The following is a 13930-nucleotide window of genomic DNA, read 5'->3' on the forward strand; positions in this document are numbered from 1 at the left end:
TGCCTTGTTGTTTATGTCCGCAAGCCGTCGCCGCAAACGCTTCAGGCGGCGCGCTCGCGCCACCAGTCCTGTGCCTGGAGCTTCCAATAGGTGAGCTGCGCCACAGCGAGCCCCGCAAGACCGCCGGCCCAGACGAGGCCGAAGGGTTCATACAGCTTGTAGCGCTCGCTTTCGCCCAGAATGCCTTCGGCAATCACCTTGCCGCCGATCGCCGTCGTGTTGAGGCCGTGCCCGCCGAACGCGGTGCAGTACCAGACGCCGGGGCTCATGCGCCCGATCTGGGGCATCAGGTGGCGGGCGTAGGACATCAGGCCCGACCAGGCGAGTTCCGTCTTCAGGCCGGCAAGCTGCGGATAGGTGCCGACCATTTCGTCGCGCAGTTCCTTGACGAGACCCGCCGTCGAAGCTGCATGGGTGGTAATGCGCCCGCCCCAGAGCAGGCGGCGGCCGTCGTCGACGACGCGGTAGTAGTCACCTGCCCTACGGTTGTCGCCGATCGCATTTCTGGTGGTGATCGCCGAGGCAATCAGCTCCGGTGCTTCTTCGCTCACCATGACATAGGTGGCGATCGGCAGGAACGAGCGCTTCAGCCTGCCGTTCAGCGCGCCGGTATAGCCGCCCGTGGTGAAAACCACGTCGCGGGCTTTCACCTCGCCGCCGGCTGTCTTCACCTGCTTTTCCGCATCGGAAAGCTCCGCGGAGGTCGCTGGCGACTGTTCGCAGATACGCCCGCCCAGTCGTTCGATTTCCTGTGCTATGGCCCGCAGATAGTTGAGCGGATGCATGTGAAAGGCGTTCGGATTGCGCAGGGCCTGGAAATAGCGTTCGGATTTCAGCACCGAACGCACGGCATCGCGGTCCATGTATTCGAGTTCGCAGCCATAGTCCCTGCGTGTCGCTTCCGCATAGGCCTTGAGGCCCGCGCCGTCGTCGTAGCGCAGCACGCTCATGATTCCCGGCTCAGGCTTGGCATCGACGATGCCGAGCGACTGGATATTCTCGCGAATGAATTCCATGCCTTCGACGGAAAGCTGGTGGAGCTGGCGTGCCGCGCTCTTGCCGACGACACGCGCGATATCGTCGCCGCCCGTTGCATAGCCTGGCCCAACAAAACCGCCATTGCGCCCGGAAGCGCCAAAACCAATGCTTTCGGCCTCCAGTACCGTAACGCGCTTGCCAGCGCGGGCAAGCTGCAACGCGGCCGAAAGGCCGGCAAGGCCGCCGCCGACGATGACCGCGTCGCATTCGACCGTGCCCGAAAGGGCGGCGCGCGCCGTCTGGTCCGCCATGGTTCGTTTGTAATAGGTGTCCGGATAGGCCATGCGCATGCTCCCCCTCGAATATGAAGGGCGCGGGCAGGAAACCGCCCGCGCCGGCAGTTCATCAGTCGGCGCTGTAGTCCTTGCCGTACCACTTGGTGGTGAGCGTGCCGAGCGTGCCGTCCTTCTTCATCTCCTCGATGATGCCGCCGACCTTGGCGGTCCATTCCGGATCGACCTTTTCGGCAATCACGACGAGCGGCTCGCGGAAGGCATAGTCGCCATCCAGAACGCGCAGCGGATAGCCATTCTTGATGGCGTTGAGCGCGGTCTGTTCCGGCGCGATCACGGCATCGAGACGCACACCGGCGCCGAGGCGCAGGTCATCGAAGGGCAGCATGGAATCGGCGAAGGTGCGAACCTCGCCCGGCTCCAGCTTATATTCGATCGGCGGCAGGCCCGGCGCATCGATTTCCAGCTTGCGGTTGATGAAGTCTTCCGATGTCGTTGCCGTCTCGACGCCGATGACCTTGCCGTTGAGATCGGTGACGGTCTTCGCGCCGCTGTCTTTGTGCACAACGTAGACATAGGGGCTGTAGTAATAGATGCCGACGAAGTCGATGACCTGGGCGCGCGCCTTGGTGGGCGTCACGGAGCCGACGCCGAGATCGTAACGACCCTGCCAGCGGCCGCCCGTCAGCGTCGCCCAGTCCGGGGTATCGAAGGTGACCTCGGCGCCGAGGCGCTTGGCGATTTCGCGCGACACGTCGATGTCGAAGCCGACCATCTCGTTGCTGTCGTCCAGATAGCTCTGGGGCGGCCAGCCGCTGTTGGTGGCAACGACCATCGCCTTCTTTTCCATGACGCGGTCAAGCGTCTCGCCGGCCTGGGCCGAGACGGCGGCTGCGACGAAAGCGGCACCTACGGCCAGTCGCATGAAGAGCGTTTTCATGTGGTCCTCCTTTTGATCCGGAAACCGGAATCCCCATTTATGTAAGATGTCTGACAACGAAATGTGTCAGGTCGGGGGTTTCAGAGTCAAGGGTGCTGGATGACAGAAATCATGAAACGATGAGATGAGGCCATAGAATTCTGTGATGACTCGACCAATCGACAACAACACGGCTCGCCACGCGATTCTGTGTAGTTGTCGTACATCTTTGCCCGAGCGTGCGGAAAGGCTCGGGCGGCACGGCCCATGATCGGGCTGCGATACTGCTTGCTTCACCGGTCATGCCGGCGAGAGGAAAAGCGTCAGGCGGCCTCGCCCTGACGCTGCCAGTCGAAGGCGCCGGGTTCTTCGCGGAAAGCAAAACGGACAAGATGGGATTCGATGACCGACTGGCCCCAGCCGAGGCTCTCCTCATCGTCCGCCTTCACCGTCATGCGCAGACCGGCCGCATCCGCATCCAGTGTGGCGACGCCACGGTCGAAACGGCATTCGCCGTGATTGTCCGAGTAGGTGACGTCAACCTTGTGGGCGAAGTGCTTGCACAATTGCACCAGATATTTCGAGCCGTGCACGGTCTTCAAATAGGCGGCGGATTCAATCATACTTTTTCCTCTCATCCTTGGACTGCGACGGGACGCGCTACGCAGTTAAAACACAACCTCCATACTCATGTTTTTTCGGCAAGAAAAGCCGGGCGGCAAGGCCAAATCTCAGATGCTCGCCAGATAGCGATCCGGCAGGAAACTTAGCGTTGCCGTCAGTTCAGCCGCTGTTCCGTTTCGGCGTCGAAGACGTGAAAGGCGGCGGTATCGGCGCTGAGGACGATCTCGTCGCCAGCCTGAAGTTTCGCAGAGGCCGGAAGGGCTGCAACGATACGCTGGCTGCCGACCATCGCGGTCACGACCAGTTCCGGGCCGGTGAGTTCTGCTACCTCGCAGCGCGCCGACAGAGACAGGCCGCCGTCGGCTTTCCGGATGGCCTCCGGTCGGAGGCCTAGAACCAGCCGGCGGCCCGGAGTGATGGATTCCAGTCCCGGCACGGATACAACGATATCCGTATCGTCAACGCGGAGACCGCCCTCACCCGCGGTCGCTGCCAGCAGATTCATCGGCGGCGCACCAACGAAGGTCGCGACGTAGAGGGTCGCCGGCCGGTTGTAGATGTTTTCCGGCGTGTCGAGTTGCTCGATGCGGCCGTTGCGCATTACCGCAATGCGGGTTGCAAGCGTCATCGCCTCGATCTGGTCGTGCGTGACATAGACGACCGTCGTCCGGGTCATCTGGTGCAGGCGCTTCAGTTCGGTGCGCATCTCCATGCGCAGTTTCGCATCGAGGTTCGAAAGCGGTTCGTCGAAGAGAAAGATTTTTGGATTGCGCACCAGCGCACGGCCGATCGCCACACGCTGGCGCTGGCCGCCGGAAAGTTGGCCGGGTTTGCGTTCCAGAAGATTTTCAATCTGCAGGAGCTTTGCGGTCTCTTGCACCGCGCGGTCACGCTCCGCCTTGTCGACCTTGCGCATTTCAAGCCCGAAACCAATGTTCCGGTGCACGGTGAGATTGGGATAGAGCGCATAGGACTGGAACACCATGGCGATGTCGCGATCCTTCGGATGCACGCCGACGATCGAGCGCTCGTCGATGCGGATATCGCCGCTCGTCGGCTCGGCAAGGCCGGCAATGATGTTGAGCAGCGTGGACTTGCCACAGCCGGATGCCCCAAGCAGCACGAGGAACTCGCCGCTTTCCAGCGCAACGTCGATTCCCTTCAGCGTCTCGATGGCGCCGTAGCTCTTGCGGATAGCGTTGATGGTCAGCGTGCTCATGCGAGGGCTTCCTGCACGATCGGTGCGTAGCGTCTGGGATGGGTGGAAATGGCGCATGAGGCGACGCGGGTGCCGGCCGCAAGGCTTTCCTCGAGCCCGTTGCCGGCGGCGAAGGTGGCCAGGAAGGCCGCGTTAAACACGTCCCCGGCGCCGATCGTGTCGATGACGGTCACCCGGGGCGCCTCGGCGCGAAAAACCTTGCCGTCAGCGTCGAGAGCAATCGCGCCGTTCGGCCCGCTTTTCACCACGACGATGGCATCCGTCGGCATGCCCCGGCGAAGGATGGACGCCGCCTCGGTCGGGTCGGAAACACCGGCGAGGTTTGTCGTCTCCACCTCATTGAGCAGGGCGATGCGGCAGCGCGACAGCCAGCGTCTGGCCGCCGCCCTGTTGTTTAAGGTCCAGCCCGCCAGCGGCCAGCCGGTATCGAGGGCGACGGCGATGTCGTGGCGATCCGCCCAGTCGAAGAAACGGTCGTAGTCCTCCACCAGCTTGTCGGTGAGGAAAGAGCCGCAGAGCAGTGCGATGCCGCCGGCAAGACGCGGGCCGTCGAGCACGGCGAAAACATCCTCCAGGCTGAATAGCGGCAGATGGCCCCGCGTCGTGAAGAAGGTGCGTTCACCGTCCGGATGGGTGATGCCGACCGAGAGCGTCGTGCTTTCGCCATGCACCGGCCAGTTCTCGGCATGCGTACCAAAACTCTCCGCGAGCCAGGTTCCGAAGCGGTCGCTGCCGATGCTTGCGGCGATCTCGAAGGGCGTGCCGAGGGCGAGCCACGCGAGGGCTGCATTGCCGGCCGAACCGCCGACGCGCAACTCGTCATGATCGACAATGATTTCTGTCCCGGGCTGCGGCCAGGGCGCGGCAGGGCCCATGATCAGGTCGATATTGACGTTTCCAATGACGGCAAGCGGTTTCACTCATTCACTCCGGGTAATCTTGCTGGAGCGCACCGGCGTTCCGGCATCGGCCACGCGCGCGGCGGCGAAAGCGATCATCAGGCGCTGCGCCGTCGGCAGCATGGCGAAGACAGCGGCAAGCCCCGTCAGCGGCGGAAAGGTAATCGTTGCCGCGCCGGCGACCGGCAAGAGGCCGGACGCATCGAAGACCACGAGCTTGGCGCCGGCATCGACCACGGACGTCGCCATGGCCGTTACGAGATCGGCCGTCTCATCATCGCTGCGGAACAACACGACGCCCATTTCCGGCGACAGCATTTCCATTGGCCCGTGCCGCAACTGGCCGCCCTCCAGCGAGAAGCACGGCACGCGGGAGAGTTCCGTAAAGCCGAGTGCAATGGCCTCCGCAAGGCCCTGCAACCGCCGCCCGGATGTCACGACCGAGCGGACGCTGGAAAGAGCGGCAAGCGCCTCGTCGACGGCAGGCTCCAGCGGGTTCTCCAGCGCATCGACGGCCTGCGCGGCATCCTCGCCGAGCGCTTCAAGAATGGCGAGGTGCAGCGCAAAGCTCACGGTCAGGCTTCGCGTCGCGGCAAAGGCCTGTTCGGTGCCGCCTTGGCCGATTAGGCAGGGGGCGGTGCGGGCGAGGAAGGAGCCGTTTTCGAGCGTGAAGCCGAAGGTTTCGGCATTGCCACCCGTCTCGTCGAACCAGCGCAGCACTTCCGCACTCTCGCCGGATTGCGAGGTGATGAAGACCGTGCGGCCCTCAAGCGACAGCGGTGCGCCGAGCTGTTCGGACAACGGCAGCGCGATCGCGTCGATGCCGAGCAGGCGGTAGAGCGGCTCGACGGCCCGGCCGACGGCGTGCGATCCGCCCATGCCGAGCAGCAGCAGCCTGCCGGTGCGTTTCAGGCTTTCGGCCGCCTTCGCGGCCACTTCGCCATTGGTGCGGAAGGAGGCAAGCGCATCGGCATGCTGCCGGGCCATTTCCCGCTCGATGGCCAGAAGGCCCTCCGGTCGTGTCGTCGTCATTGTCATCCTTTCACACCGCCGCTGGTGAGGCCCGAAATCAAGGCCCGTTGCATGAGAAGGCCGACCAGGACCGGCGGCAGTGCGGCAAGCACGCCGGCCGTGGCGATCAGCCCGTAGTCGGAAACGCGCCCGCCGGCGAGGTCGGCGATGGTCACCGTCAAGGTTCGTGCGCGCTGGTCCGAGGTGAAGAGCAGCGCATAGAAAAACTCGTCCCAGGCGAGCAGGAAGGCGAACAGCGCCGATGTGGCGACGATCGGCATGGCAAGCGGCAGGGTAACGATACGCAGCGTGGCAAAGAGGCTCGCACCGTCCATCATCGCGGCCTGCTCGATCTCGCGAGGAATGCCGTCGAAGCCGGATTTCATGAGCCAGGTCGTGAAAGGAGCAAGGATGCTGAGATAGACGAGCGCCAGACCGAAGACCGAGTTGAGGAGCCCCAGGGCTGCGAGCGCCATGTAGAGCGGCACGGCGAGCGCAACAGGTGGCAACATGTAGGTGGCGATCACCAGCGACAGCGACCAGCCGATCGAAGGCGTGCGCGAGACGGCCCAGCCGGCAGGGACGGCAAGTGCCACGGCCGCAAACGTCGCCATGCTGGCGACCAGGATGCTGTTAACGAGCGAGGCGGTGAAGGCGGCGCCGGCACTGTTCGGGATGGTCGACAGCAACGTGGCATAGCGCGAAAAATCAATCTCGCTCGGCCACCAGCGCAACGGTTTTTCGACGAGATCGGCGGCCGGCGAGATGCTCATGACGAAAAGCCAGAAGATCGGCGCGAGGATGACGGCGGCGAACAGGAGGGCTGCGGTGTGGATCAGAATGGAGGCCAGTTGGCTGCGGTGTTCCATCAGGCGGCACTCCCGGCGGCGCGGCGCACCAGCATGCCGTAGCCGATCGCCAGCACCGTCACGATGAGCGTGACGACGAGGGCGAGCGAAGCCCCGGAGCCTGCGCGCTGGAAGGAGAACGCTTCTTGGTAGACGAGGATCGACAGAGTGCGCGTCGAATTGGCCGGGCCGCCGCGCGTCATCACCCAGATGATGTCGAACACCTTGAAGGCCTCGATCGTGCGCAGCACGAGCGCCACCATCAGCGGGCCGGCGAGATAGGGCAGAATGACGAAACGGAAGCGCGCGAAGGAGCCGGCACCATCGACCAGCGAGGCAGAAGTGATGTCGCGCGGTACGGCCTGAAGGGCGGCCAGCGCGATGAGGGCGACGAGCGGAAAATTCTTCCAGCAATCGGCGATGATCAGCGCCGTCATTGCCGTGCCCGGTTCTCCCAGCCAGGAGCGGTAGCTGTCAAGCAGGCCGATCTGGGTCAGCGCGGCATTCAGCGCGCCGTATTCCGGATTGTAGATGAGCCGCCACAAGGTTGCGTTGACGACGGTCGGCAAAGCCCAGGGCAGGATCAACAGCGCGCGCAGCACCGTGCGGCCATAGAACTGCTGGTTCAACAGCAGGGCCGCGAGAACGCCGATTACCATTTCCGCCGTCACGGACACCACGGCAAACCAGGTGGTCGCCCAGAGCGCACGCTGGAAGTTGCTGCTGCCCAGCATTTTCAAGTAATTGTCGACGCCGACGAAATTGCCGGAAGCGCCGACCAGCTTGGCATCGGTGAAGGACAGCCGGACCGTGTCGATCATCGGCCAGCCGATCACGGCGAGCATGATTATCAGAAGCGGCAGCATGAGAAGCCATGCCCGGGTGGTCATCCAGGTGCCGGACATAGCGTCCTCGTCATCGATTGTCGGGAAGGAAAGTGTGCGGGCGACCGGGGCCGCCCGCAAGGCATGATTATCAGAGGCCGCTGTTTTCCGCAGCGGACTTCAGCGCGTCTTCGGGCGATGCCTGATCAAGCAGAGCCTCCTGAATGGCCTGCTGGAGCGCCGTGGACAGTTCCTGATACTTCGCCGTCGTCGGACGCGGATACATCGCGGCCAAGCCGAGCTTGGCGGCGGCGATCAGCTCTTCCTGGCCGGCAGTGACAGCTGCATCTTCGTAGGAGGACGCCCAGATCGGCAAGCTGAGCTTCGCATAGGCGTTCTGCGTCTCCTGCGAGGTCATGTGCACGATATATTTCCAGGCCTCATCGGGATGTTTGCTCGTCGTGGTGACGCCGAGACCCATCGAGCCGTTGACGGCCGAAACCGTGCTCTGGCCTTCAACGCCCGGTGCCGGCACGACGCCGACCTTGCCGGCAACCTTGCTGTCCTTGCCGCCATTGGCCATGTTGTACATGTAGGTCCAGTTCAGTGCGAAGGCTGCCTCGCCGTTCTGGAAGACGTTGCGTACGTCCTCTTCCAGGAACTCCTTGGAGTTCGGGTTGGTGAGGCCCGACTTGTAGCTGTCGACCATGTATTTCAGCGCGTCGAGACCGCCGCCTTCGGTAAAGGCCGGCTTGCCGTCCTTCAGGAACTCGCCGCCATAGGCACTGACCAGCGTGGTGTAGTCGCAGATCGCGGCTTCGGCTTGCGACCAGCTCCAGGCGATCGGCGTCGCCAGCAGGCCCTTGTCCTTGATGATCTTGGCCTGATCGTTGAGTTCGGCCCAGGTCTTCGGCGGTGCCTTGATGCCGGCCTTTTCGAGAATTTCCTTGTTATAGAACAGGTATTTCGTGTCGAGGATCCACGGCATGCCGTAGGACTTGCCGTCATAATTGACGGTCGTCCAGGCGCCCGGCAGCACGCCCTTCTTCATCTCGTCGGTAATGCGCGAGGAAACGTCGACAAGCACGTTGTTCGTCGCGTACTCAGCCGGCCAGATCACGTCGAACAGCACGACGTCATAGCCGCTGCCGGACCCTTGCGCGAGCACCGCCTTGTCGTGCAGACCCTCGTAGGGAACGAATTCGAGGTTCACCTTGACGTCCGGGTTCGCCTTGCTGAAGGCGTCGGTCATAGCGCGCACATCGGCTTCGCTATAGGCGGCCTGCGCCATGAAGAGGGCGTTAAGCGTGGTTTCAGCAAAGGCGTGCGGGGCCGAAACGGCAGCGATCAGCGCCGCGCCAAGCAGGGATTTCTTGATTGATTTCAACATGTCTTCCTCCGGTTTGCTTCTTGATTGCGAAAGTAACGAAAAGGCGCCTGTCGTTGTGTAGGCCCGTCCGTGGTTCGTGTTCCCTGGAACTCTTTGGTTCCCATTAAGTCAAATGGCTTGACTTAAATGTTCTGTATTATTCAAATGGTGTCAAGAGGGAATTGCCGATGCATGATTTGCGGACGATCCGTGCCAAGAGCGGGACCAATCAGGAAGGTACGAGCGCGCATAACCGGCGCGTCATCATCGAGGCCATCCGCCTGAACGGGTCGCTGTCGCGCGCCGATCTCGCCCGCGCCACCCGGCTGACCAAGCAGACGATTTCAAACCTGATCGAAAGCCTTGAAGTGGACGGGCTCGTCGCCTCGCAAGAGGTGGTTCGTGGCGCACGGGGGCAGCCCTCGACACCCTACCGGCTGGTTCCGGAGGGCGCCTTTGCGCTCGGCGTGCAGATCGACCGTCACCTGACGCGCGTCGTCGCCGTCGACCTGATGGGCCACGAAGTGGCGCGTGTCGTGGCAAACCTACCGCCCGGAGGTCCGGCGGAGGGCAGCAAGCTTATTCTCCACCTGATCGATACCGTTCGCCGCGATCTAGTCGCCCGCTTTCCGGAATCCGTGCACAGGCTTGCCGGCCTGGGGGTCGCCATGCCGGGCCCGTTCGGGTTACCGCCCTCAGATGACGACACCTGGATGATGGCGCAGTGGCAATCCTTTCCGCTGGTGGAAACGTTGGCGGCCGGCACAGGGCTTGTCACCAGCCTGCAGAACGATGCGACGGCCTGCGCGACGGCAGAAAGAATGAATGGGGCCGCCGATGGCCTCGATCACGCCGTCTGCATCTATTTCGGCTATGGTATCGGCGCTGGCCTCATCCTCGGCGGAGAACTCTACACCGGCAGCAACAGCAATGCTGGCGAGATCGGCATGGTGCTGTTTTCGCGCGGCGGCACCCAGTCGCCGCTCGAGCATCGTGCCTCGCTCGCCTCGCTGTTCCAGCATCTCGGCCTCGATTCGGCGACCACCGAAGCCTATGCCGACGTTGAGCGGCTCACACTTGCGGGGGACCCGCGCATCCTTGATTGGATAGCCGGCGCTGCTGCCGACATGCGGCAGGCGGTGCATATGGTCGAAACGATTTTCGACCCGCAGACGGTGATCCTTTCCGGTAGCGCGCCCGGCCCGCTGGCAAATCGGCTGTTTGAGGCGATGTTCCCCCTCCTCCCGTCGAACGCCGACCGGCCCGACCGCAGTCTGCCCCGCCTGCAGATCGGCATGATCGGCCCCTGGGCGGTCGCGCTTGGCGCGGCAGCCGAACCAATCCGCCGCGCCTTCGACCCGCGCTTTTCCGCGATCTTGAAGGACGCCCCATAGGCGATGCGCGCATGGTTGACATGGACAGGGCCGTTGCTCATTTCTCAGGCATTTGCCGCCTGAGAGAGGCCAAACCAGCGGCTTCTGCAGTTTATTTGCACGAGCGTACCGGAATCGCCGAATCAGACCTTCCCTGCATTTCGGCAACATCCTACTGGGATATCACTCGCGCAACCCGCGAGCTTCCCCGCGTCATTGGGAGCCAAACCGTGGCGCTTGCTGCCCCGCTTCGTGCGGGGCTCTTTTTTTGCGCTCACCCCGGAAAACTGCTCGGAAAAGCCTGGCGCAGCAGGGCCATGGCTGTCTTGTGCAGGGCGTCCGAACGAACCATGTCTGGATTGAACGTATCCCAGTACCAGGCGCCCTGAACGAGGTAGTTCAGACCCTCGGCGAGCGTATCCGTATCCACGCCCTCGTAGCCGCCATCCCGGGCCACCTCAGCCAGCAGCGTGCGTGACTGGGCGAGATAGGCCTGGTCGCTCGGCAGGCTGATCAGGCGGTCGAGCTGCATGGTTTGCCGATCACTGCCGAACACGACCCAGACCGAGACCCAGTCGGGATGCTGGTTGCGGAAATGCCGGGCGCAGTCAATGGAGGCGACGACGCGTTCGGCCGACGATAGACCGGGCTTGTTCACCGTGTCTTCCCAGAGCCTGGCGAACTGTTCGTCCAGATATTCGAGAACCGCGCGAAACAGCTTTTCCTTCGAGCCAAAGTGAAACACCACCAGCGCATTGGAGGAGCCCATCTCGCGAGCGATGCGCTGCATGGTGACACCGGCAATCCCCTCCTCTGCGATGAGGCGGATGGTAGTATCGATGATACGCTGTGCACTTGCCTGCCCGCGCAGATGGCGACGATCCTGCCTGCCGGTCTTGGTCATCGGCGTGGAAGCGTCCGCATCGTCGTTCGGCGCCGGAGCGGCTTTCGGTGTCTTCAACGCATCGCCCCCGGTTCGCGTGGTCTGCCCTTATCGAATGACGAACCGTCGTGGTCAACGGCTGCCCGCTAGGCGGCGTTCGGCAGGTCGAAATCGAGTGTCCATTTGTCGCCGATCAAGCGGTCGTATTGCGGGGGGTCGAAGCGTTCGAAGCCGCCACCGGGGTAAAGCGTCAATTCGCCGAGCTTGATCCAGTCGTCGCTGGCATAGAGGTCGATGCGCAGGAAGTCGAAGCCGCGGCCGATGGTCTGGGCAACGCGCATCATCTCGTCGAAACGGGCCGGCTTCGGCACATCACCCGGATAGAATGTCAGGTAGTCGGGGTCGTGGAACGGCAGCTTTTCCCAGTCCGGCGTGTAGTGGCAGGCATAGCCTTCGCCATCGATCCGCAGGTTGATCTCGATATGGGAAACGATACCGTTAAAGGTGAAGAAGCGGTAGTCCCACGGCACGCCGCCATCAACGACGAGCATCGCTTCTATGAGGACCTGCGGTTTCACGCCGCTATAGGCCCATTCGCGATTGTACTGGGCATGGTCGAGCTGCAGCCACGCCGGTGCGGGGTTTTCCGCAAGCAGCCGCTGGATGTCGTCCTGCGTATAAAGGAACCGCCCCTGCGCGCTGGCATGGGTGGGTTTTACCACCGCCGGCAACGGAACCGCCGTCCAATCCACCGTCGAAAGATCCGTACCGACCCAATAGGTCGGCGTCACATAGGCCGGCCCGAGCTTTTCGGCAACGAAGGGCTTTACAGCGGCCTTGTCGACCAGCGTCGCATAGACCGGCTTGCGATCGTAGAGTTTGCGCGCCTGCACCTTCTCGCAAAACGTCCTTGGCTGGTCGATATCCGGCCATTGGCCCTTGATGACCCAGTATTTCAGCTTGAGGTACGGCTTGTCCGGCAGCGGCTTGATCACGCGCCAGATCAGGTGATGGAACATCTCCTTGAGCGTCCGCTGCTGATAGCCGGGGACAAGGAACGTCTCCTTGCGCTCCGGTTTCTCCATGATCGCCCCCACCGCCTTTATTTTGCCACGCTCCACCAATGCCCGGCTTTATTTAATGCAAAGTTATCTTTTCGTGAGAAAAGGGCGAATGACCAGCATCCTCGGCTCTTCCTTGCTCAATTTGGCGGCAACACTCGTGTCGCTGATGGCAGGCTTCCTCGTCAGCGTCATAAATGCACGCGTGCTCGGCCCGGCTGGCTCGGGCACGGTCGCCTATGCGATGTGGATGGTCGTCTGCGCCGCGGCGCTTGCGGACCGGGGCTTTCCGCAGATGGTGCTGCGCTACGTCGCAGCGCTGCGCGACCAGGGCGAGGCTGCATGGCAGCCGGTTGTACGGCAGGCTTTTCGCTCATTCCTGCCGGTCGTGCTGGCGGTTTTCCTGCTGCTGCTTGGCTATGGTCTCTACCACCGGACCCTGGATCGCCCAGCCCCCTGGATCTGGATCGCCGCAAGCGTGCTTTTCCTCGCCTATGTCTTTTCCGCTTTCTCGGCCGCCACGGCGCGTGGGCGCGGGCGCTTCGGCGAGGTTGCGGCCATCACCGCCGTCGGCAGCCTTTTTCAGATACCGCTTGTCTTCATCGGCGCGTTTCTCGTGGGGCCGGGCGGCGCCTTTCTCGGCATGCTGACCCGCTACCTGCCGCAGGCTCTCAGCCTGCCAAAACACCTCGGCCGCCGCTCCGCGTCGGACGCAACCACCGTGTCGCCCGAAATGCAGAGCTATCGCCGCAGCATGTGGGCAAGCGACGCGATCGACATCGTCCTGCTCACCCGGATCGAATACCTCGTCATCGGCTACTTCCTGGCGGACGCGGATATCGGCTATTTCGCCGCCGCCGTGGTGTTTGCCGGCCTGGTGGGCCAGATGACCCTGCAACTGTCGCCGGCCTTCCTCGTCGGCCTCACGGCGCGTGCGTCCAGTGACGGCACGTCCGGTCCACCCACGGAACTCTACAGGAACAGCCTGCGGCTGACCGCCCTCTTCATGATGCCGCTCGGCCTTGGCGGGGCTGCCGTCGTCGGTCCGCTCGTTCCCCTCGTCTTCGGCGCCGACTTTGCGCCGGCTGCAAATGCCGCCGTCCTGTTCATGCTGGCTTCCGTGCCGGCCGGGATCGCCGTGGTGCCCTGGGCCTATCTCGCGGCCGGAGCACGGGGGCGGACCTTGATGCATGTGACGCTTTTTTCCGCCGCGCTGATTTTCGCCCTGCTTGTCGTCGTTGTGCCGGTCGCGGGCATTCTGGGTGCGGCAGTGGTTCGGGTCCTGTCGGAAACGCTGACGCTGGCGTTTTTGCTGAGGGCTGCAAGCAGCCATGGCGGTCCTACTGCTCCCTGGAGCGCGCTTTTGCGCACGCTGGTGGCCGCAAGCGTATGCGGGCTGGTAGCCTTTGCCGTCACGACCGTGGTGCCGGGCGCCATCGGGATTGTTTTGGCTATTGGGGCGGGGGCGCTTGTCTACCTGATGGCGATCCGCGTGCTCGGCCTCATCGCCGCAGACGAGGCAGCGCGCCTGTTCCAGCTGGTCGAGGCACGCCTGCCGGGCAAGGTCCGCCCCCTTGCTCAGCGTCTTGTCGGCTTGATCGCCGCGTCCCCGGCGGGGAGCGGCTGAGG

The 13930-nt window shown here is 63.3% G+C and carries 13 protein-coding genes; 2 read left to right on the forward strand and 11 right to left on the reverse strand.

The window, feature by feature from the left end; translation table 11 throughout:
* Nucleotides 1–41 precede the first annotated feature (41 nt).
* The 9 genes from AC1RT2_RS00140 to AC1RT2_RS00180 form a co-directional block, all read right to left on the reverse strand.
* Entirely contained in the window at nucleotides 42–1322 is a 1281-nt protein-coding gene (locus AC1RT2_RS00140; protein ID WP_493098331.1) for an NAD(P)/FAD-dependent oxidoreductase, read from the reverse strand.
* A gap of 61 nt (nucleotides 1323–1383) precedes the next feature.
* Nucleotides 1384–2211: a transporter substrate-binding domain-containing protein gene (locus AC1RT2_RS00145; protein WP_493098333.1), complete on the reverse strand. Its 828-nt coding sequence runs from the start codon at nucleotides 2209–2211 to the stop codon at nucleotides 1384–1386.
* Between the two features lie 302 nt (nucleotides 2212–2513).
* Nucleotides 2514–2813, reverse strand: coding sequence for a DUF2218 domain-containing protein (locus AC1RT2_RS00150; protein WP_493098335.1), 300 nt, complete (start codon nucleotides 2811–2813; stop codon nucleotides 2514–2516).
* A gap of 155 nt (nucleotides 2814–2968) precedes the next feature.
* Entirely contained in the window at nucleotides 2969–4033 is a 1065-nt protein-coding gene (locus AC1RT2_RS00155; protein WP_493098337.1) for an ABC transporter ATP-binding protein, read from the reverse strand.
* Nucleotides 4030–4953, reverse strand: a complete 924-nt coding sequence (locus AC1RT2_RS00160; protein ID WP_493098339.1) for a PfkB family carbohydrate kinase — start codon at nucleotides 4951–4953, stop codon at nucleotides 4030–4032. Before AC1RT2_RS00160 ends, AC1RT2_RS00155 begins: the two co-directional genes overlap by 4 nt.
* Nucleotides 4954–5970 carry an SIS domain-containing protein gene (locus tag AC1RT2_RS00165; RefSeq protein WP_493098342.1) on the reverse strand — a complete coding sequence of 339 codons (1017 nt, stop codon included), beginning with the start codon at nucleotides 5968–5970 and terminating at the stop codon, nucleotides 4954–4956. It abuts the gene before it with no gap.
* Nucleotides 5967–6812: a carbohydrate ABC transporter permease gene (locus tag AC1RT2_RS00170; protein ID WP_493098344.1), complete on the reverse strand. Its 846-nt coding sequence runs from the start codon at nucleotides 6810–6812 to the stop codon at nucleotides 5967–5969. The genes AC1RT2_RS00165 and AC1RT2_RS00170 overlap by 4 nt, the downstream gene beginning before the upstream one ends.
* A complete protein-coding gene (locus AC1RT2_RS00175; protein WP_493098346.1) occupies nucleotides 6812–7696 on the reverse strand; it encodes a carbohydrate ABC transporter permease in 885 nt (294 codons plus the stop codon). Before AC1RT2_RS00175 ends, AC1RT2_RS00170 begins: the two co-directional genes overlap by 1 nt.
* A gap of 70 nt (nucleotides 7697–7766) precedes the next feature.
* Entirely contained in the window at nucleotides 7767–9005 is a 1239-nt protein-coding gene (locus tag AC1RT2_RS00180) for an extracellular solute-binding protein (RefSeq protein ID WP_493098349.1), read from the reverse strand.
* Between the two features lie 167 nt (nucleotides 9006–9172).
* On the opposite strand from AC1RT2_RS00180, the gene AC1RT2_RS00185 reads away from it, so the two are divergent.
* Nucleotides 9173–10378: an ROK family protein gene (locus tag AC1RT2_RS00185; protein WP_493098351.1), complete on the forward strand. Its 1206-nt coding sequence runs from the start codon at nucleotides 9173–9175 to the stop codon at nucleotides 10376–10378.
* Between the two features lie 253 nt (nucleotides 10379–10631).
* Here the strand turns inward: AC1RT2_RS00185 and AC1RT2_RS00190 are convergent, their stop codons facing one another.
* Together AC1RT2_RS00190 and AC1RT2_RS00195 are read right to left on the reverse strand one after the other, a co-directional pair.
* Nucleotides 10632–11318 (reverse strand): TetR/AcrR family transcriptional regulator, encoded by a 687-nt coding sequence (locus AC1RT2_RS00190; RefSeq protein ID WP_493098353.1) that lies wholly within the window; start codon nucleotides 11316–11318, stop codon nucleotides 10632–10634.
* Nucleotides 11319–11386: 68 nt separating this feature from the next.
* Nucleotides 11387–12325 (reverse strand): ATP-grasp fold amidoligase family protein, encoded by a 939-nt coding sequence (locus tag AC1RT2_RS00195; RefSeq protein ID WP_493098355.1) that lies wholly within the window; start codon nucleotides 12323–12325, stop codon nucleotides 11387–11389.
* Nucleotides 12326–12413: 88 nt separating this feature from the next.
* Here AC1RT2_RS00195 and AC1RT2_RS00200 point away from each other — a divergent pair, with 88 nt between their 5' ends.
* Complete coding sequence (locus AC1RT2_RS00200; RefSeq protein WP_493098357.1) at nucleotides 12414–13928, forward strand: lipopolysaccharide biosynthesis protein; 1515 nt, start codon at nucleotides 12414–12416, stop codon at nucleotides 13926–13928.
* Nucleotides 13929–13930: the final 2 nt, after the last annotated feature.

Source organism: Shinella sp. GW821-FHT11G07 (assembly GCF_058808115.1).